The 18,571-nt window shown below is 69.7% G+C and carries 22 protein-coding genes, 2 pseudogenes and 1 riboswitch; of the genes and pseudogenes, 15 read left to right on the forward strand and 9 right to left on the reverse strand.

The window, feature by feature from the left end; genetic code table 11:
- The first annotated feature begins 239 nt into the window (after positions 1–239).
- The 4 genes and pseudogenes from ACWCQ6_RS08445 to ACWCQ6_RS08460 all read left to right on the forward strand — a co-directional run bounded on the left by ACWCQ6_RS08445 (position 240) and on the right by ACWCQ6_RS08460 (position 2,649).
- Positions 240–1,370, forward strand: coding sequence for a CapA family protein (locus ACWCQ6_RS08445; protein ID WP_451086754.1), 1,131 nt, complete (start codon positions 240–242; stop codon positions 1,368–1,370).
- Between the two features lie 69 nt (positions 1,371–1,439).
- Positions 1,440–1,676 (forward strand): annotated as a pseudogene (locus ACWCQ6_RS08450) (IS110 family transposase); the annotation flags it as partial.
- A 110-nt stretch (positions 1,677–1,786) separates the two neighbouring features.
- A complete protein-coding gene (locus ACWCQ6_RS08455; RefSeq protein WP_451086810.1) occupies positions 1,787–1,930 on the forward strand; it encodes a hypothetical protein in 144 nt (47 codons plus the stop codon).
- 53 nt (positions 1,931–1,983) lie between these two features.
- Positions 1,984–2,649, forward strand: a complete 666-nt coding sequence (locus ACWCQ6_RS08460) for an IS3 family transposase (protein WP_451086756.1) — start codon at positions 1,984–1,986, stop codon at positions 2,647–2,649.
- Here ACWCQ6_RS08460 and ACWCQ6_RS08465 read toward each other — a convergent pair.
- The 5 genes from ACWCQ6_RS08465 to ACWCQ6_RS08485 are packed head-to-tail and all read right to left on the reverse strand — an operon-like array spanning position 2,589 to position 7,188.
- Positions 2,589–3,956: a Ni/Fe hydrogenase subunit alpha gene (locus ACWCQ6_RS08465; protein WP_451086758.1), complete on the reverse strand. Its 1,368-nt coding sequence runs from the start codon at positions 3,954–3,956 to the stop codon at positions 2,589–2,591. The genes ACWCQ6_RS08460 and ACWCQ6_RS08465 overlap by 61 nt on opposite strands.
- Positions 3,929–4,735, reverse strand: a complete 807-nt coding sequence (locus ACWCQ6_RS08470) for an NADH-quinone oxidoreductase subunit B family protein (protein WP_451086760.1) — start codon at positions 4,733–4,735, stop codon at positions 3,929–3,931. The genes ACWCQ6_RS08465 and ACWCQ6_RS08470 overlap by 28 nt, the downstream gene beginning before the upstream one ends.
- Before the next feature lies 1 nt (position 4,736).
- The gene (locus tag ACWCQ6_RS08475) at positions 4,737–5,573 is read right to left on the reverse strand and encodes an FAD/NAD(P)-binding protein (protein WP_451086762.1); all 837 of its coding nucleotides are present in this window, start codon (positions 5,571–5,573) and stop codon (positions 4,737–4,739) included.
- Positions 5,573–6,031 (reverse strand): Crp/Fnr family transcriptional regulator, encoded by a 459-nt coding sequence (locus ACWCQ6_RS08480; protein WP_451086764.1) that lies wholly within the window; start codon positions 6,029–6,031, stop codon positions 5,573–5,575. The genes ACWCQ6_RS08475 and ACWCQ6_RS08480 overlap by 1 nt, the downstream gene beginning before the upstream one ends.
- Positions 6,028–7,188: a 4Fe-4S dicluster domain-containing protein gene (locus ACWCQ6_RS08485; protein WP_451086766.1), complete on the reverse strand. Its 1,161-nt coding sequence runs from the start codon at positions 7,186–7,188 to the stop codon at positions 6,028–6,030. Before ACWCQ6_RS08485 ends, ACWCQ6_RS08480 begins: the two co-directional genes overlap by 4 nt.
- Before the next feature lie 177 nt (positions 7,189–7,365).
- On the opposite strand from ACWCQ6_RS08485, the gene ACWCQ6_RS08490 reads away from it, so the two are divergent.
- From ACWCQ6_RS08490 to ACWCQ6_RS08510, 5 genes and pseudogenes are all read left to right on the forward strand, one after another.
- A complete protein-coding gene (locus ACWCQ6_RS08490; RefSeq protein ID WP_451086768.1) occupies positions 7,366–7,869 on the forward strand; it encodes a hydrogenase maturation protease in 504 nt (167 codons plus the stop codon).
- 63 nt (positions 7,870–7,932) lie between these two features.
- Positions 7,933–8,125, forward strand: a pseudogene (locus ACWCQ6_RS08495) (polyphosphate kinase 2); the annotation flags it as partial.
- 419 nt (positions 8,126–8,544) lie between these two features.
- Positions 8,545–9,180 (forward strand): ATP-dependent Clp protease proteolytic subunit, encoded by a 636-nt coding sequence (locus ACWCQ6_RS08500; protein ID WP_451086806.1) that lies wholly within the window; start codon positions 8,545–8,547, stop codon positions 9,178–9,180.
- 7 nt (positions 9,181–9,187) lie between these two features.
- On the forward strand, positions 9,188–9,496 hold the full coding sequence (locus ACWCQ6_RS08505; protein WP_451086770.1) for a hypothetical protein: 309 nt from the start codon (positions 9,188–9,190) through the stop codon (positions 9,494–9,496).
- 414 nt (positions 9,497–9,910) lie between these two features.
- Positions 9,911–10,075: riboswitch (cyclic di-AMP (ydaO/yuaA leader) on the forward strand.
- Positions 10,076–10,078: 3 nt separating this feature from the next.
- Complete coding sequence (locus ACWCQ6_RS08510) at positions 10,079–10,552, forward strand: C40 family peptidase (protein ID WP_451086772.1); 474 nt, start codon at positions 10,079–10,081, stop codon at positions 10,550–10,552.
- Between the two features lie 140 nt (positions 10,553–10,692).
- Here the strand turns inward: ACWCQ6_RS08510 and ACWCQ6_RS08515 are convergent, their stop codons facing one another.
- Positions 10,693–11,124: an ATP-binding protein gene (locus tag ACWCQ6_RS08515; RefSeq protein WP_451086774.1), complete on the reverse strand. Its 432-nt coding sequence runs from the start codon at positions 11,122–11,124 to the stop codon at positions 10,693–10,695.
- 204 nt (positions 11,125–11,328) lie between these two features.
- Here ACWCQ6_RS08515 and ACWCQ6_RS08520 point away from each other — a divergent pair, with 204 nt between their 5' ends.
- Together ACWCQ6_RS08520 and ACWCQ6_RS08525 are read left to right on the forward strand one after the other, a co-directional pair.
- The gene (locus ACWCQ6_RS08520) at positions 11,329–12,189 is read left to right on the forward strand and encodes a helix-turn-helix domain-containing protein (RefSeq protein ID WP_451086776.1); all 861 of its coding nucleotides are present in this window, start codon (positions 11,329–11,331) and stop codon (positions 12,187–12,189) included.
- Positions 12,190–12,214: 25 nt separating this feature from the next.
- Positions 12,215–12,421, forward strand: coding sequence for a DUF397 domain-containing protein (locus ACWCQ6_RS08525; RefSeq protein WP_072486281.1), 207 nt, complete (start codon positions 12,215–12,217; stop codon positions 12,419–12,421).
- Here the strand turns inward: ACWCQ6_RS08525 and ACWCQ6_RS08530 are convergent.
- Positions 12,414–13,556: an 8-amino-7-oxononanoate synthase gene (locus ACWCQ6_RS08530; protein WP_451086778.1), complete on the reverse strand. Its 1,143-nt coding sequence runs from the start codon at positions 13,554–13,556 to the stop codon at positions 12,414–12,416. The genes ACWCQ6_RS08525 and ACWCQ6_RS08530 overlap by 8 nt on opposite strands.
- A gap of 142 nt (positions 13,557–13,698) precedes the next feature.
- Between ACWCQ6_RS08530 and bioB the strand changes: the two genes are divergently transcribed.
- From bioB to ACWCQ6_RS08550, 4 genes are all read left to right on the forward strand, one after another.
- Positions 13,699–14,895, forward strand: coding sequence for a biotin synthase BioB (bioB, locus tag ACWCQ6_RS08535; protein WP_451086780.1), 1,197 nt, complete (start codon positions 13,699–13,701; stop codon positions 14,893–14,895).
- The gene (locus ACWCQ6_RS08540; RefSeq protein WP_451086782.1) at positions 14,888–16,192 is read left to right on the forward strand and encodes an adenosylmethionine--8-amino-7-oxononanoate transaminase; all 1,305 of its coding nucleotides are present in this window, start codon (positions 14,888–14,890) and stop codon (positions 16,190–16,192) included. Before bioB ends, ACWCQ6_RS08540 begins: the two co-directional genes overlap by 8 nt.
- Position 16,193: 1 nt before the next feature.
- A complete protein-coding gene (bioD, locus tag ACWCQ6_RS08545; RefSeq protein WP_451086784.1) occupies positions 16,194–16,883 on the forward strand; it encodes a dethiobiotin synthase in 690 nt (229 codons plus the stop codon).
- Between the two features lie 77 nt (positions 16,884–16,960).
- A complete protein-coding gene (locus ACWCQ6_RS08550) occupies positions 16,961–17,638 on the forward strand; it encodes a class I SAM-dependent methyltransferase (protein WP_451086786.1) in 678 nt (225 codons plus the stop codon).
- 31 nt (positions 17,639–17,669) lie between these two features.
- Here the strand turns inward: ACWCQ6_RS08550 and ACWCQ6_RS08555 are convergent, their stop codons facing one another.
- Together ACWCQ6_RS08555 and ACWCQ6_RS08560 are read right to left on the reverse strand one after the other, a co-directional pair.
- Entirely contained in the window at positions 17,670–18,041 is a 372-nt protein-coding gene (locus ACWCQ6_RS08555) for a fic family toxin-antitoxin system, toxin component (RefSeq protein ID WP_451086788.1), read from the reverse strand.
- A complete protein-coding gene (locus ACWCQ6_RS08560; protein WP_451086790.1) occupies positions 18,038–18,265 on the reverse strand; it encodes an antitoxin in 228 nt (75 codons plus the stop codon). The genes ACWCQ6_RS08555 and ACWCQ6_RS08560 overlap by 4 nt, the downstream gene beginning before the upstream one ends.
- Positions 18,266–18,571: the final 306 nt, after the last annotated feature.

Consider the following 18,571-nt stretch of genomic DNA (forward strand, 5'->3'; position numbering starts at 1 on the left):
TCAAGGGCGGCAGCCGACGCGGCTGCCGGCGTCCCCGGCCGGCTGCGGGCACAGGCCGAGACCGAGGGGCTCGCCATCGGGTGCTTCGGTGCCGGTACAAGAGCTGCCGCCGTCCCGTGGGCCGCCGAGGAGCCGGTTCACCGACCACATGACTCCTGCACACCGCACTCGCACAGCCGCATGGCGCCCCGTCGCGCGGATCCTTCGCGCATCGCCCGCGACGGCTTTAGCGTGGGAGGGTGTATGAGGGTGTGGTCACCCTGTTCCTCGGCGGGGACGTGATGCTCGGACGGGGTGTTGATCAGATCCTCCCGCACCCCGGTGACCCGGCGCTGCGGGAGGCGTACATCCGCGACGCCCGTGCCTACGTCGACCTGGCGGAGGCTGCGAGCGGGCCGATCCCCCGGCCGGTCGGCTTCCGCTGGCCGTGGGGCGTGGCGCTGCAGGTCATGGATGACGCCGCGCCGGACGTGCGGGTGGTCAATCTGGAGACTGCCGTCACGAGTGACGGGGACTTCGCGCCCGGCAAGGATGTCCACTACCGGATGAGCCCGGCCAACCTGCCGTGCCTGGCCGCGGCCCGGCCGGACGTCTGCGTGCTGGCCAACAACCATGCGCTCGACTTCGGCCCACGCGGCCTCCACGAGACGCTCGACGCCCTGGCGGATGCGGGGCTGCGGACGGCGGGGGCGGGCCGGGACGAGGTGCGGGCGAGACAGCCGGCGATCGTGCCCCTGGGCGCCGGTGGGCGGGTGCTGGTCTTCTCCTTCGGGATGCCGTCCAGCGGGATCCCGAAGGACTGGGCCGCCACTGCCCAGGGGGTCGGTGTCGACGTGCTCGCGAAGCCTTCGGCGGCCGCCGCGTCCGCGTTCGCCGACCGGCTTCGGCAGGTCAGACAACAGGGAGACATCGCGGTCGTCTCGGTCCACTGGGGCTCCAACTGGGGCTACGGCATCTCCCGCGCCGAGGTCCGCTTCGCCCACGCGCTCGTCGACGCAGGCGTGGACGTCGTGCACGGACATTCCTCGCACCACCCGCGCCCGCTGGAGGTGTACCGGAACAGGTTCGTCCTGTACGGCTGCGGCGACCTCGTCGACGACTATGAGGGCATCGGCGGCTACGAAAGCTACCGGGACGACCTACGGGTGCTGTACCTGGTCTCGGTGGAGGCGGACACCGGCCGACTGGTTGAAGTGCGGATGGTGCCCCTGCAGGCACGCAGGATGCGGCTGGAACACGCCTCACCCGAGGACACCGAGTGGCTGCGCGCCGTCCTCGACAGGCACAGCCGGGAGTTCGGCACCCGTATCGACGGCGGACCCGACGGCACGCTCACGCTGCGGCCCCTGCGCGCCGGGCAGCGCGCCTGAGGACCTCAAGCGGGACCACTCAGCACGTGCGCGACGCATGCGACACGCCCATGGCCTATGGCAGAGCACCGTGCATCCGGCAGAAGCCTCGCTGCCATGGCCCGCCGGGTCAAGAACCAGCGTCTCGCCACAGCTGGCCGCCTCTGGGCCTTCTCCGCCCTCCTCCCACTCGGCGTGAGAGCCCACTACGACCGCCGGCACGAAGCCGGAGAACGGCACACCACAGCCCCACGCAACCTCCTCAACCGACTCCTCGGCTGCCTCACCAACAACGTTCCCTACGACGAAACCACCGCCTTCCCGTCCCCGCAGGCCCCGGCCCTGGCTGTCGCCTGCACAGCCCTCAGGCAGCGCACAGCCCGACCCTGGCCGCAGGCGAGCACGCTCCGCTGCTGCTACGCCGCGCATACCGGGTCGTGTCCGGGACACCGCGCAAGGAGATGGCCACGCGCGACCTGGTATGCGCGCTGGAAGAGAACGTCAACGTCGTCGTCGGCGAGCTGTGCTCCGCAGCGTCTTTCCTCGCGGCCGAGCTCGACCGGCCACACACACGCTCGTAGCGTTCATCGACGAGCACCGGGTCCGCTTCGGCGGTGTCGAGTCGATCTGCCGCGTGCTGACCGAGCACGACTGCAAGATCTCCCCCTCCACCTACTACGTGGCGAAGAAACGCGCCGCCGAACCCTCGGCCAGGCAGGTACGGGATGCCTCCCTCAAGGAGCTGATCCGTGAGGTCCACGCGGCCAACTTCCGTGTCTACGGTGCCAGGAAGATCTGGCGTGAGCTGCACCGTCGGGGCCACGCAGGAGCCCGGTGCACCGTCGAACGCCTGATGAGGGAGCTCGGCATCACCGGCGCCGTCCGCGGAAAGAAGGTCATCACCACGATCCCGGACAGTTCCGTCGAGCGGGCGCCGGACCTGCTGGACCGCAAGTTCGTCGCGCCGGCGCCCAACCGGTGTTGGGTTGCTGGCTTCACCTACGTCAGCACCTGGTCAGGAGTCGTCTACGTCGCCTCCGCGCCGGAAGAACCGACTCCGCGTCGGGTGACTTGGCCGCGCCCGGTTGAACGAGCGTCAAGAGCAGCCACCCCGCCTGGTGGGCAGGAAGAGATCCGCCATTGCTGTTGCAGTACAGCCGCAACAAACTACGTCGGCGCGGCGGCCGACGCCGGAACGGTGAGGTGGCTCATCGATTCACACACCTCCTTCGTCGGCCTTCAGGTTCGCTCGACGCTGAGGTTGAGAAAGTGGGCCGAGCATGAGATGCACGGGTCGTAATTACGGACAGCCCGTTCGCACAGAGCGGTCAGCTCCGCGTCGGTGGGGTCTCCGTCTCCCAGGCGTTCCTGCACGACGCGGCGGAGGTCCTCCTCGATCGCACCCAGGTTCTGCGCGGTCGGCGGAACAAGGCTGGCGTCGGTGACGGTCCCATCGGAGCCGAGGGTGTAGCGGTGGTACAGGAGACCGCGCGGCGCTTCAGTCGCCCCGTGCCCGGTACCGGCTCGTGAGGGCACGTCGACGTAGGGGCGCGGCGGGGCTTCGTAGGCGTCGATGATCCGCAGTGCCTCGTCGACCGCGTAGAGCACCTCAACCGCTCGGACGATGATGCTGCGGAAGGGGTTTCGACAGACGGTGCCCTGCCGGGGGTCGCCGAGTCCGGCGTCGTGGGCGGCCTGGAGGGCAATCGGGGACAGCCAGCGGCCGCTGATGGCGTACCGGGCGAGTGAGCCGGTGAGATGGCGGCGGTTGTCCAGCAGGGAGTGGAGGGCGGTGGAGTGGGGTACCTGGCGCTCGGTCACGTGGGCGCCGAAATCGTGGGCCCCGAAGGTACGGGTGGGCAGCGCACGGTCGGATTCGGGGGGAAGGCCGGCGGTGTGTGGCGCGGCCATGACGGTCGGGGTGCCGGTTTCGATGGCGTAGGCTCCGGGCTCGGACAGGGCGAACAGGTCGTTGTCGCATCCGGCGTCGGGGAACTCGAAGCCGGCGACCCAACGCACGGTTTGGGCCGCGTCGTCGCGGGCCCGGCGCAACCGCTCTGCCAGCGGGCGCAGTTCGTTCGTGGTCGGGATGCGGTGGAAGCCACCGAGGCGGACATTGATCGGGTGGATCGCCCGGCCACCCAGCAGTTCGAGGATCGCGTTGCCGGCTTGTTTGAGCCGCAGGCCGCGTTCAATATCGGCGCGCCGGGTGCGTGCGAGGTCGATCGCGCTGTCACAGCCGAAGAAGTCGGGCGCGTGGAGGAGGTAGATGTGCAGCGTCTGGCTCTCGATCCATTCACCGCAGTAGAGCAGCCGGCGCAGCGCCGCCAACGGCCCGTCCACGACGACGCCGCAGGCGTCCTCGATCGCCCGGCAGGCGCTCATCTGGTACGCGACCGGGCAGATCCCGCACACCCGGGAAGTGATGTCGGGCGGCTCGGTGTAGGAGCGTCCGCGCAGGAATGCCTCGAAGAAGCGTGGTGGTTCGTAGATCGCCAGCCGTGCCTCGGTGACCTTGCCGCCGTCCATGCGCAGATGCAGTGCACCTTCGCCCTCGACGCGGGCGAGCGATCCGACTTTCAACAGCCTTGAGCGGCGCTGGGACACCCTTCCAGTTCCTTCCGGGAGGCAGCATCGAACTCGGGAGCGGCGGTATTGAAGGTCCGCAGCACCCGCACCACATCGAGAGTGTCCATGCCATCGCGACGCAGGAGGGGGATGAACGACGGGAAGTTGGTCGAGTTGGACGGACCGAAGCAGCCGTAACAGCCGCGTCCGTACACGGGGCAGAGCGCACCGCATCCGGCGTGGGTGACCGGCCCCAGGCAGGGCGTACCGTGGGCTACCGTCACGCATACCGTGCCGCGCTGCTTGCACTCGAAGCAGACGCTGTGCGCGGGTACGTCGGGTTTGCGTCCGGCCAGGTGGGCGGTGATGACCTCCACCAGTTGGACTCGGTCGATGGGGCAGCCGCGCAGCTCGAAGTCCACCGGGACATGGGCGCTGATGGGTGTGGAGGTGGCCAGCGTCTCGATGTAATCCGGTCTGGCATAGACGGCAGCTTGGAAGTCGGCGACGTCCGCGTAATTGCGCAGGGCCTGGATACCGCCTGCGGTCGCGCACGCCCCGATGGTCACCAACCGCTTGGAGACGGCCCGGATGTGCTGGATTCGGTCGACGTCCTGCTGGGTGGTCACCGATCCCTCGACCAGCGACAGGTCGTACGGCCCCGGTGCGTCGGCACTGGAAGCCTCCAGGAAGTGTGAGATCTCCACTCTCTCGGCGATGCCGAGGAGTTCGTCCTCGCAGTCCAACAGCGTGAGCTGGCATCCGTCGCAGGAGGCGAACTTCCAGACGGCGAGTTTCGGGCGATCGCTCGCGGTCATGTCACAGCTCCCTCACCATAAGCAGGGGTTGGGCCTGGGTCCAGCTGATGACGGGGCCGTCGCGGCAGAGCAGGAGTGGGCCGAGCTGGCAGTGCCCGCAGTGGCCGGTGGCACAGTGCACATTGCGTTCCAGCGAGACCCGGATCTGCTCCGGATCGACACCGCGGTGCACCAGTTCGCCGGCGGCGGCCCGAATCATCGGCTCGGGGCCGCAGATGAACGCCGCCGATGCCCGGGGGACAAAAGCGGCCCGGTCGAGCAGGGTCGTGACGACGCCGACCGCGCCCTGCCACGGCGGGTCCGCGCGGTCCACCGTGGTCAAGATCCTGGCAGCCGACTGCCAGCCTCGAACATCCTCGGTGTACAGCAGCTCATGGGGTGTGCGCGCTCCGATGAGAACGTTCAGCCGTCCGTAACGCTCTGGTGCGGCGAGCGCGTCGCGTACGAGCGGGCGCAGCGGTGCCAGACCGATGCCTCCGGCCACGACGAGCAGGTCGTTTCCCGCTGCGGCGGGGAGTTCCCAGCCGGTGCCGAACGGACCGCGCACCCCGACCGTGTCACCGCGCCGCAGCCCGTTCAGCACACCGGATACCGCTCCGACCGAGCGGACGGTGTGCGTCAGCAGGCGCCCGTCGATCCCGGAGACCGACAACGGGATGTCGCCGACGCCGAAGGCGTACACCATCGCGAACTGTCCAGGAGCGAAGGGCCGCAGGGCCGAACGGACCGGCTCCAGGACGATCGTGGCGGTGTCGGGCGTCTCGGCCTCGCGTTCCACCACCCGGTACGGAATAGGAACAGTCCCCGGCCGGGCAGTCAATGGTGCGGCTGCCGTCATCACGACTCACCGGTGTCGGAGGGGCCGTACAGATCGAGCAGACGGATTCGGGTGGCCTTCAGCCGTCGTGCAATCACTTGCGCAACGCAGTTGGTCAACGCCAAGCCGAACGACGGATCCTTCTCGCACTCGGCTCGGACCCGCTCCGCGTCGAATTCGAACGCCGACACGGAGCTGCGGGCCTGCGCGCCCAGGTGCCAGCGGTACGGCTCGAACAACCAGGACCAGCCCAGCAGATCGCCTTCACCAAGGGTCTCCAGGACTGCCTCGCGTCGGCCCGGAACGTGCACGTCGAGCGCGACGAGCCCGGAACGGATGATCCAGAACCGGTCGGCGACACCGTCCTCGTCGAAAATGCGGGTGCCACCGGGGAAGGAGACGTCGTGGGCGAACGTGGCCAGCCGATCGCGGTGGCCGGGCGGGAGAGCGCCGAGAAACCCGTGGCGAACAACGGTCATGACGGGCCCTGCCCCGGCACCTGCTGGGGGGCCGCCCGTTCCAGGTTCAGCGCATGGGCCTCCTCGGTGATGTCGATACCGACCGGGCACCACACGATGCAGCGCCCGCAGCCGACGCACCCGGAACTGTCGAACTGGTCATACCAGGTTCCGAGTTTGTGGGTGGCCCACTGCCGGTAGCGACTACGCGAGGAGTTGCGGACCGGACCCGCCTGCAGGTGGGAGAAATCCAGGTCGAAGCAGGACTCCCAGCGCCGCCACCGCTCGGCGTGGTCTCCGGTGAGGTCCGTGACGTCCTCGGTGGTGGTGCAGAAGCACGTTGGGCAGACCATGGTGCAGTTTCCGCAGGTCAGGCAGCGAGCCGCGACGTCATCCCAGCGCTCGGCCGTGAGCGTCTCGCGCATCAGCACCTGCAGGTCCACCAGCGGCATGCTGCGACCCATGCGATCCGCCGCGTCGGCGACACGCTCACTTGCCTCGGTCCGAGTCGCGGCGTCGGCGGGGCGGTGGGGCAGCTCGGCCAGGACCGACTCCCCCTCCTTGCTCCCGCTCCGCACCAGGAAGCGGTGGCCGTCGGAATCGAGCACCTCGGTCAGCGCCAGGTCGTAGCCGGGCCCCACGGCCGGCCCGGTGCCCATGGACACGCAGAAGCAGGTCGCGCCCGGCTCGGTGCACTCCGCCGCCACCAAGAAGGCCCGCTCGCGACGCCCGCGATACGCCGGGTCGCTGTACGTCCCGCCGGTCAGCACCCGGTCCTGGATCGCAATGGCCCGCAGGTCGCAGGGGCGCACACCGAGGAACGCGTACGACGGCGGTGATGTCCGGTCCTCGGTCACCATCAGTTCGCCGTCGGCACCGCGATCGGCTGTCCACTGCCGTTCCCGCGGCGGGTGCAGAAACGTCTTCCAGGACTGAGGGCCCGCACTGTGCGCGAACACGGCACCGTCCTCGCGGGCACGAAGCCGATAGTTGCCCGCCTCCAGCTCGACTCCCCAGCCGTAGGGGAGTTCCGCACCGCTGGAGATCTCGGACAGGACGATCGCCCCGTCGCGTACGGTCGGTCCCACGACCGTACGGCCGCGCCCGGCCAGGACCGTGATCAGCGCCTCCAGACCGTCCTTGCCGATCACCGCGGCCATGCCGCCGTCGTCCGCCATCGCCAACCTTCCGACGCCGCCGATGATGCTTGCCCGGCCAGTATGTGCACGGACCTGCTGTCCGGCATGGGCCGCCCGGCCCCTGCGTGGTCCAGGTGGCTGTCTACGTCACCCCGTACGGACCCCGAGCGGACTCGGTACAACTGGCGGGCCTGTGCGGCGGGAAGGGGTAAACGAGTGAACCTCACTACGCGGATCGCCGTCATCGGCGTCGGAAACGAGTTCCGCCACGACGACGGTGTGGGCTGGGCCGTCGTGGCCCAGCTGGCAGAACGGGCCGAGGAACGGCCACTGCCGAGTGGAACCGCCCTTCTGGTATGCGACGGCGACCCCGCCCGTCTGATCACCCTGTGGGAAGACGCCGACCTCGCCATCGTGGTGGACGCCGCATACGCACACCCCGGGCATCCCGGGCGGCTGCATCGCCTGAAAGTGGATGACGGGCAGCTGTCGCAGACAGGCACTGCGACGAGTTCCCACGGGCTCGGGCTCGGCAACGCCATCGAACTCGCCCGCCAACTGGACCGCCTGCCCGGACAGCTGGTCGTCTACGCCATCGAGGGAGCCAACAGCAGCCTGGGCACCGGACTGTCAGCACCCGTCGCAGCCATCGTGAAGCCGCTCACCGAACGGATCGCGAAGGATATCTCGCTGCACGTGGGTTCCGCCGGCAGCGGATAGGCGCGAACTGGCTGCGTGCGACATGTACTCCGGCGCGGGCTGCACGATCCCATCCGTCAGCGGGTCGTCGAAAGCGACGACAAGCGCAGGGCCCCGGCTGAACATGATCGCCGACCTGCTGTCGACCGTGCCGTACGAGACGGTCGACCCGCCGGTGATCGAACTGCCCCCGCGTCCTCCGGCCACCGGGTACCGGCGACCGCCGAGAGGCCTCCGGACCTACGTCCCCGACCACGCGTCGCAACCGAGGAATTGAGGCAAGGAGTCTCACGCGACGAGGCCCCAGCGGAACGACGGCGACCGGGCCCGAACTCGTGCTCGCCCGGAAGGCCGCCTGCTGATCATCCATCAGCGTACCGAGTCGTAAGCGGGTGTACGTCCACCCGAGCCCCGAGGACCTCCGCGCCGCCTCGGACCACCTCACTTCTCTACTCGGTTTCAGCGAGGGCGAAGCAGTCTGATGATCAAGGCGTCTAGACACTGCGAGATATCCGCCCTCAGCGAACAGCCAGAACAGCCAGAACAGCCTCTGACCTGGGACTTTCATTGGATCACCAGGATCACGTTCCACCCCAAGCTTCTGTACGTTCTGTACATTTCTAACAGACGTCTGCGCGGCTGCCGCACTGAGGCCGCGCAGACCCCGTGCAGCCCCGAAGGAGAGGAATCGCCATGCTGTTCCGTCCCGCCGCCCGTCATGTACTGCCCGAGTTCACCGAGCGCACGACCAACGGGACCCGCACCCTCGACCCGTACTCCAAGCTGCTGTCCGAACGGATCGTCTTCCTCGGCACCCCGGTCGACGACGCCGCGGCCGGCGATCTGATCGCACAGTTGATGTACCTGGAGCACGACGCCCCGGACCGCCCCGTCTCGCTCTACATCAACTCCCCCGGCGGCTCGTTCGGGGCCATGTCCGCGATCTACGACACGATGCAGTTCCTCACCTGCCAGGTGGAGACCTACTGCCTCGGCCAGGCCGGTTCCTGCGCCTCCGCGCTGCTCGCCGCGGGCTCCCCCGGCCGTCGGCACGCGCTGCCCGGTGCGAGGGTCGTCGTACGGCAGCCCGAGCTCACCGAACCGATGCGGGGACAGCCGTCCGACCTGGAGATCGAGGCCCGGGAAGTGGAACGAGTCCGCACGATGCTCATCACCCTGATGGCCCGTCACACGGGCCGCGACGCCGGGCAGATCACCCACGACATCGAACGCGACCTCGTTCTCGACGCGGCGGGCGCCAAGGCGTACGGGCTGGTGGACCACGTCCTGGAGAACCGGAAGTCCTCACTCCGACCGCACAGCGCGAGGTGAACCCCCGATGCGACCACCGGAGTTCCCGCCCCTTCCCGCACTGACGTGCGCCGAGGGGGAGTTCATCGACCGATACCTCGAAGTCCTCGATCAGGTCGGCCGGATCAACCCGGCCCGTGGCACCGACACCTACGGCGCGCTGCGCGCCGCGCAGGCGCTGGTATCGCACGCGGGCGCGCTGCGGGACGCCCTCGCGACGATGCACGAGCGCGGGGAGGCGCGGATCCACGCCACGACGCTCGCCCGGGCGCTGCGCGTACTGGACGGGGAACGGCGGGCCGGGCGCGTCACCGTACCCCCCGCTCCCGCGAGTTGATCGACCTCTGCTCTCCGTGCGTACGGCGGGGCCGGGCCAACTCCCCCTGCCCCGGCCCCCACCGGCCGGTCTCCGTCACCCAGCTCTCCTACCCGACACGCCCGGCGGGCCGATCGAGATTCCTCGCTCGTTCGGCGTAGGAATCCCCCCGGACGAGGGACTGTTCAACTTGCGTTCCCCGAGTCGGCTGTGATCGGAATCCCCCCTTCCATCCCTGGTACGACGCCGGTCGGATTCGCTGCGGGGGCCCCGGAAAGCACCACGTCCACCCGAACGGATCAGTCGTGAGGAGCCTCACATATCCCTTTTTCAGCTCGGAAATCCAGCAGCCGGTGAGTCAAGATCCCTGGGACGACAAGCCCCCGCCACCGCGGCGGGGCGGTCCGGGCGGACGCCGAGTCCTGCCGCCGCCCGGATGACTGGTCGACAAAAGTGGATCGGCAGGAGTGGAGGACCCGAGCACAACGGGTCGGCCTGAGCACCGGTCGACCCTCGGGGTGAAGCCGCCGCAAGCGGCCGGGCACCTTCGTTAGCCCGAACCCGACAGGTCATCCTTCACAGGCGGCTGACGAAGGGTTGCGCATGAATGCGCAGGTTCATGTCCCGTCTCTGCTCGTCCGGGCCGGCACGGCCTCGGTTCTGACTCTCGCCGCTGTCGGCACCACCATGTTCGCCCCGGGCGCCGCCACAGACGCCCAGGCCGCGACTCTGTCGACGAAGGCGCTCAACATCGCGGCGTCGAAGAAGGGATCGCCGTACAGATGGGGGGCCACCGGCCCCAACCGCTTCGACTGCTCGGGGCTGACGCTCTACTCGTTCAAGAAAGCGGGCAAGAAGCTTCCCCGCACCACCCAGCAGCAGTACAACAGGACCCGCCACGTCTCGGCCTCGCACCGGCAACGCGGCGACCTGGTCTTCTTCCATTCCGGCCGCAGCATCTACCACGTGGGCATCTATGCCGGTAAGGGCAAGATCTGGCATTCGCCGAGGACCGGCTCGGTGGTCCGGCTGGAGAAGATCTGGACCAAGAGCGTCTACTACGGCCGGGTCCGCTGAGGCGGGGCCCGCCCGGCGGACCGGGGCCGTATCCCCGGCCGTGCTCAGCCGGGCGGAGCCTGGGTCCAGCCCGTTCGGGGGGCGGGCCCGGTGCGGGAGCCGGGTGACCGCGCGGGTGGGCGGTCATCGGAACGCGTCGGTCAGCTCTGCACCGGCACGCTCCACGGAAGCGCGATCCACACCGTCTTGCCGCCGTCGGCGGTGGGGGTGACCGTGACCCGGCCCCCGCACTCCTTGGCCAGGATGCGGATGATCACCATGCCGCGCCCGTTGTCCTGCTGGACGGCGACAGGCAGCCGCCTGGGCCGACGGGGGTGACTGTCCGTCACTCCCAGACACAGCTGCTCCTCCCGCTCCAGCCGGAGGTCCACGGTGAAGGTGGGAGACTGTCCGAAGGTGTGCTGGACAGCGTTGGTCGCGAGCTCCGAGACGATGAGCCGGACACGGTCGGCGAGATCGGTGTCGGCGGCCGGGCCCCACTCGGCGAGCACCCGGTCCACGTACTTGCGGGCCGCCGAGACCGAGACCGGCTCGCTCGGCAGAGTGACGCTTGCTTCCTGATGGTCTGCCATGGCGAGCCGTCCCTTTCCCACCCGGACAGACCTGCGGTCGGTCCGGGTTGCGCTTCGCGCCAGATTGCCATCGATGCTGCCCTCTGGGGCGGCAATCCACCAAGATATGCATATATCTATCGCTCAATGCGGTGAACTCTGCCACGCAGGACCGTATGCGGGCGGCACACTGTCCGCTCGACAGAAGAGGGAGGGAGGCCGCGGATGCAGCACGGCCCTGCGGTTCGACGCCGCAAGCTCGGGGAGGAGCTCCGGAGTCTGCGCCACGCTTCGGGACTGACCAGTCGGGACGCGGCGCGGATACTCGGCTGGCACCAGTCGAAGGTGAGCCGGATCGAGACCGGGGTGAGCGGGGTACGGCCGGCCGACGTGACCCGGCTGCTGGACACGTACGGTGTCGACGACACCCGGTTGCGGGACCTCCTGGCCACGCTGGCGGGTTCGGCGGGCGGCGGCGGCACGGGGTGGTGGCACGCCTATCGCGGTCTGATCCCGCCCCAGTACCGCGACTTCATCAGTCTGGAGTCCCAGGCGCGGACCGCGCGCACGCTGGAGACCTCGGTGGTACCGGGGCTGCTGCAGACGGCCGACTACGCGCGTGCGGTGACCCGGGCATCACTGGACGGACTGCCCGCGGGCCAGCTGGACTCGCTGGTGGAGGTGCGGCTGGCCCGGCAGGGGGTGCTGCGCACCGATCCGCCGCTGCGGCTGAGTGCAGTGCTGGACGAGGCGGTGCTGCGGCGCGAGGTCGGGGGATGCCGGGTGATGCGGGAGCAGCTTCGCCATCTGACCCGGGTTGCTCAACTTCCCCATGTGCAGCTCCAGTTGCTGCCGTTCTCGATGGGCGGCTATGCCGGCCTCACCGGGCCTTTCGTTATCTTCTCATTTCCGAGCACTTCTGATCTGGACGTGGTCGTTCTCGACCATTTGACGAGTAGCCTCTATCTGGAGCGGAAAGAAGACCTTGAGGCGTACAGCTCGGCCTTCCGCACGATGCAGGCTCACGCGCTGTCGCCGGAGCACTCGTTGGACCTCATCGCCGCGATCGACCGCGGCGGTCGGTGAACCCGGAGCGCCCGAGGGAGGCCTCATGTCGGATTGCCTCGCACAGCACGGCTTACGGTGGCGGCGCAGCAGCCGCAGCACGGGCATGAACAACTGTGTGGAGGCTGCACCGTTCGGTGACGGGCGGCTGGCGGTTCGGGACTCCAAGGATGTGTCCAGGCCGCCGCTGTGGTTCTCCGCGGCAGCCTGGACCTCTTTCGTCGCCGGTCTGCACCGGGTTCCGGTCAGCTGACGGGAGCGGCCCGCCGCACGACCGACACGGCGGTGGCGATCTGTTCCTCGGTCAGATCGGCCCGCGCCGTCAGCCTCAGGCGGGACACCCCGTCGGGCACCGACGGGGGCCGGAAGCACCCGACCGCGATTCCGGCCGTGCGGCAGTCGGCCGCCCAGCGCACCGCGGCGTCCGCCGAGGGGGCACGCACCGAGACCACGGCCGCGTCGGGCCGCACGGCGGTCAGACCGGCCGCGGTCAGCCGCTCGTACAGCGCGGCGGCGACCGCGCGGGCCCGGCCGGCCCGCTCCGGTTCGCGGCGCAGCAGCCGCAGGCTCGCCAGTGCGGCGCCTGCCGCGGCCGGCGCCAGACCGGTGTCGAAGATGAACGTACGGGCCGTGTTGACGAGGTGCTCGATGACCCGGGCCGGTCCCAGGACCGCTCCGCCCTGGCTGCCCAGGGACTTGGAGAGGGTGAGGGTGGTGACGATTCCTCCGCCGCCCGACAGACCGGCGGCGGCGAGTGCGCCCCGGCCGCCCTCCCCCAGCACGCCCAGGCCGTGCGCGTCGTCGACGAGCAGCGCGGCGCCCTCCGTACGGCAGACCTCGGCCAGCCGGGGCAGTGGCGCCGCGTCGCCGTCGACCGAGAAGACCGAGTCGGTGACGGCCAGCGTCCGCCCCTCGTGCGACCGCAGAGCCTTGCGTACGGCGTCGGGATCGGCGTGCGGGACGACGGCGGTCGCGGCGCGCGAGAGCCGGCAACCGTCCACGATCGAGGCGTGGTTGCCCGCGTCGGAGACGATCAGCGAGCCATGGCCGGAGAGCGCCGTGACCGCCGCGAGGTTGGCCGCGTAGCCGGACGACAGCACCAGTGCCGCTTCGAAACCACAGAATTCGGCCAGCTCGTTCTCGAGTTCGGCATGCAGGGCGGTGGAGCCGGTGACAAGTCGCGATCCGGTCGCCCCGGCGCCCCAGTCGCGCGCGGCCTCGGCCGCGGCGGCGGTGATGTCGGGGTGCCGGGTCAGCCCCAGATAGTCGTTGCTCGCGAGGTCCAGAAGTCCGGGTGCGGCGGGCCGGGGGCGCAGAGTACGGACGAGTCCGGCGTCGGCGCGGCGGCGCGCCTCCTCGTCGATCCAGTCGAACGGGTCCAAGGACATGAGCGGTCCCTTTTGTAGGCAGCTCACAGACCCTAACCGTGAGCGCAGCAGGTCATGGTGTGGCAATACACACACCCTCGCCGGGCCCTGTTGTCCGGTTCCTCCTTGGCTGCGGGCCGTGCCGTAGGCCAGGATCTTCGCCATGGACCTCCTGAACACGCTGGTGGACAAGGGACTGCGGCGCGAGCTGCCGACCCGCGAAGAAGCCCTCGCCGTACTGGCGACCTCCGACGACGATCTGCTCGAAGTGGTGGCGGCGGCCGGAAAGGTGCGCCGTCAGTGGTTCGGCCGGCGCGTGAAACTCAACTATCTGGTCAATCTCAAGTCCGGTCTCTGCCCCGAGGACTGCTCGTACTGCTCGCAGCGGCTCGGCTCCAAGGCCGGGATCCTCAAGTACACCTGGCTGAAACCGGACGAGGCGTCGAAGGCCGCGGCCGCCGGGGTGGCGGGCGGAGCCAAGCGGGTCTGTCTGGTGGCGAGCGGGCGCGGTCCGACGGACCGTGACGTCGACCGGGTGTCGGAGACCATCGAGGCGATCAAGGAACAGAACGAGGGCGTCGAGGTGTGTGCCTGCCTCGGTCTGCTCTCCGACGGGCAGGCCGACCGGCTGCGCTCGGCGGGCGCCGACGCGTACAACCACAACCTCAACACGTCCGAGGGGACGTACGGGGACATCACCACCACCCACACCTATGCGGACCGGGTGGAGACCGTGCACCAGGCGCAGGCCGCCGGGCTCTCGGCGTGTTCCGGGCTGATCGCCGGAATGGGTGAGAGCGACGCCGACCTGGTCGATGTCGTCTTCTCGCTGCGCGAACTGGACCCGGACTCGGTGCCGGTGAACTTCCTCATCCCGTTCGAGGGAACCCCGCTGGCCAAGGAGTGGAACCTCACCCCGCAGCGCTGTCTGCGCATTCTGGCGATGGTCCGATTCGTCTGCCCGGATGTGGAGGTGCGGCTCGCGGGCGGGCGTGAGGTGCATCTGCGCTCGATGCAGCCGCTGGCCCTGCACCTGGTCAACTCGATCTTCCTGGGCGACTACCTGACCAGTGAGGGACAGGCGGGGCAGGCGGATCTGGACATGATCGCGGACGCCGGTTTCGAGGTGGAGGGAGCGGGGACGACGACGCTGCCTGCGCACCGTGCCCAGGAAGGTGGCGGCTGCGGTTCGCACGACGACGGGTGCGCACCCTGTGGCGACGCGCCCGGGGTAGCCGGAGAGACGACGGCTTGTGAGGCGTCCGAGGAGGCGACCGCCTCCGGGGTCCCGGCCGCCCGTACGGATCTGGTGGCGGTCCGCCGTCGCGGCGCGGGAACGGACCTTGCCCCCAATGCCTGAGGCCCTCTCCCCCGCCGAGCTGCGGTCCCTGGACCGGGCCCACGTCTGGCATCCGTACGGACCGATGCCGGGGCGTCAGGAGCCTCTGGTCGTGGAGTCCGCGTCCGGGGTGCGGCTGAAGCTGGCGGAACCGGCCGACGGGCAGCTGGAATTGGTCGACGGGATGTCGTCCTGGTGGTCGGCGGTGCACGGCTACAACCATCCGGTGCTCAACAAGGCGGCCCGCGATCAGCTGGGCCGGATGAGCCATGTGATGTTCGGCGGGCTCACCCATGAGCCCGCCGTGCGGCTGGCCACCCGGCTGGTCGAGATCACCCCCGAGCCGCTGCGGCATGTCTTTCTCTGCGACTCGGGGTCGGTCTCCGTGGAGGTGGCCGTGAAGATGTGTCTGCAGTACTGGCGCTCGGCCGGGCGTCCGGCGAAGCAGCGGCTGCTGACCTGGCGCGGCGGCTATCACGGCGACACCTGGCAGCCGATGTCGGTGTGCGACCCCGAGGGCGGCATGCACGAGCTCTGGTCGGGTGTCCTGCCCCGCCAGGTCTTCGCGGACGAGCCCCCGGCCGGATTCGACGCCGACCCGGATGCCGCGTACGTCCGGCACCTGCGGGAACTGATCGCGGAGCATGCCGACCGGCTGGCCGCGGTGATCGTGGAGCCGGTGGTGCAGGGCGCGGGCGGGATGCGGTTCCACTCGCCCGCGTATCTGCGGGTGCTGCGCGAAGCGTGCGACGAGCACGATGTGCTGCTGGTGTTCGACGAGATCGCCACGGGTTTCGGTCGTACAGGGAAGCTGTTTGCCGCCGGGCACGCGGGGGTCTCGCCCGATGTCATGTGCGTGGGCAAGGCGCTGACCGGCGGCTATCTGACGTTGGCGGCGACGCTGTGCACCTCCCGGGTGGCGGAGGGCATCTCGCGCGGCGATGTGCCGGTGCTCGCGCACGGGCCGACGTTCATGGGCAATCCGCTCGCCGCCGCGGTGGCGAGCGCCTCCGTCGATCTGCTGCTCGGCCAGGACTGGGAGCGGGAGGTGAAGCGGATCGGCACCGGACTGCGGGAGGGGCTCGCCCCGGCGTCGGAGCTGCCCGGGGTGCGGGATGTCCGGGTGCTGGGTGCGATCGGCGTCGTACAGCTCGGTCACGAGGTGGACATGGCGGCCGCGACCCGGGCCGCGGTACGGGAAGGGGTGTGGCTGCGGCCGTTCCGCGATCTCGTCTACACGATGCCGCCCTATGTGACGGGTGACGAGGACGTGGCACGGATCTGCCGCGCCGTGTGCGCGGCTGCGCGAGAGGGATGAGATGACGGTTCTGGTAGTGACGGGGACGGGCACGGAGATCGGCAAGACGGTCGTGACGGCGGCGGTGGCGGCGGCGTGCCCGGACCGCCGTGTCGCGGTGCTGAAGCCCGCGCAGACGGGGCTGGCCCCCGGCGAGCCCGGGGACGCGGCCGAGGCGGCCCGGCTGGCGGGTGGCCATGTCACCGCGGTCGAACTGGCCCGGTTCCCCGATCCGTTGGCACCCGCCACCGCGGCCCGCAGGGCCGGTCTCCCGCCGGTACGGCCGTACGAGATCGCCGATGCGGCCCAGAAGCTGGCGACCGAGCACGATCTGGTGCTGGTCGAGGGTGCGGGCGGGCTGCTCGTACGGTTCGACGACGAGGGCTCGACCCTTGCCGACGCCGCCCGGCTGCTGGCCGCCCCGGTGCTGGTGGTGACGCCCGCCGGTCTGGGCACGCTCAACACCACCGCGCTGACCTCGGAGGCGCTGCGTAACCGGGGACTGGAGTGCCTCGGTGTGGTGGTGGGCAGCATGCCCGCCGAACCGGACCTCGCGGCACGCTGCAATCTGGCGGACCTGCCCGTGGTGGCGGGCGCCCCACTGCTGGGGGCGGTACCGGCCGGTGCGGGGGCCTTGGAGCCCGCCGACTTCCGTGCGCGTTCCCGGAGTTGGCTCGCGGCGCAGCTGGGCGGGAATCGGCCGGCCGACTGAGCGTCTGAGCCGCTCAGGACGGGGGAGAATCCAAGTAGCGTGCTTTCTGCCCGAGTGCCCGGTCGAGGAGGTCTGTCATGCGTCTGCGGAGCACGAGAATCCCCGAGGATGCCGTGCACCACCCCGTCTTCGCCCGGTTCTACGCCCGGCTGAGCGTGGCCGCGGAGACCAAGGCGGGACTGGGCGCGGTGCGCTCGGAGCTGCTGGCCGGCCTGTCCGGCCGGGTCATCGAGATCGGTGCCGGCAACGGCCTGAATTTCGCGCACTACCCGCCTGCGGTGTCGGAGGTGGTGGCCATCGAACCCGAGCGCAGCCTGCGGCAGTTGGCGGTGCGGTCGGCGCTGCGGGCGGGAATCCCGGTGGATGTGGTGCCGGGCGCGGCGGAGGCGCTGCCGGTGAAGAGCGAGGCGTTCGACGGAGCCGTCGCCTCGCTGGTGCTGTGCACCGTACGGAATGTGGAGCGTTCGCTCGCGGAGCTCGTGCGGGTGCTGCGGCCCGGCGGTGAGCTGCGCTTCTTCGAGCATGTACGGGCCGACGACCGGGCCATGGCGGTGACGCAGCGGGCGCTGGACCGAACGGTCTGGCCGCTGGTGACAGGCGGGTGCCATACCTCGCGCGACACCCTGACCGCCATCGAGCGGGCCGGATTCGTGGTGGAGACCTACCGCAGGGTACGGATGCCGGAGTGGGGAGTGCGGCTGCCCACCTCGGCCTGCGTGCTGGGGGTGGCGCGCCGCCCGGCCGTGCTGGACTGAGGCATCGGACCGCTGTCGCGCGCCGGGGCCGTCACAGGCTCCACTGGCGGAGTTCGTCGGCGATGGCCCGGACGTCCGCCTTGCCCTCCTTCACCAGCCTGGCGAGGTCGCGCACCTGCTCGGGCGAGGTGACGACCTTGAGGCCGGAGGCGACGAGGTATCCGTACGCGACGGCCGAGGAGAACATCGCGTTGGAGTGTTCGAGCGCGGGAATGTGGAGCAGCAACTGCAGGAGGGCAGCGGCCCGGGAGTGGGGGTCGCTGTAGACGGGGCTGCCGAAGATCTCGGCTTCATGACGGGCCACCGCGGCCACGAGCGCGCCCCAGTCGACGACCTGCGGATCACCGGGGGTCTTGTGCTCGGCAACCATGAGCAGCCAGGAAAGGTCGATCTGCAGGTTCAACGCGTGCCTTTGCGCTCCGGGCCGAACTCTTCGGCGAACACCGACTCGTACTGCTTCATGAAGTCGGCCGCGGCCTCGACGAAGGTGTGTCCGACCTCGCCCGCATCCTGCCGCACGAGCTCCTCTATGTAGCGATTCACGCTCATCCCCTTTTGCAGCGCGCGCTGCCGCGCGGCCTCGGCGGTGGACTCGTCCACTCTCACGTTCAGCTGAGTCTTGGGCACATCAACACGCTAGCGCGCGTCTGCTAGCACCGACAAGAGGAGGCCTCCGGTGCTCTGTACACAGGTTCCGGCTCACGAATCGCCGCACGCACCCCCGGCTGCGACCTCGCACAAGGCCTCGAAAGGGGGCCGAATTGGCCTCGTGGATGTGATGCCACCCATAGGAGCCACGTCACATCCTACGGCGGGTAGTAGATACAGACCCCGTCCAAACGATGCATAACCAACCCAGAGCGGATCATTTCGGACATTGCTCCGTATTGGGGTAGTACGTCACATCATTGACCCCCGTCGCGGCCGCCGCTA

The organism is Streptomyces sp. NPDC001880 (assembly GCF_053594575.1).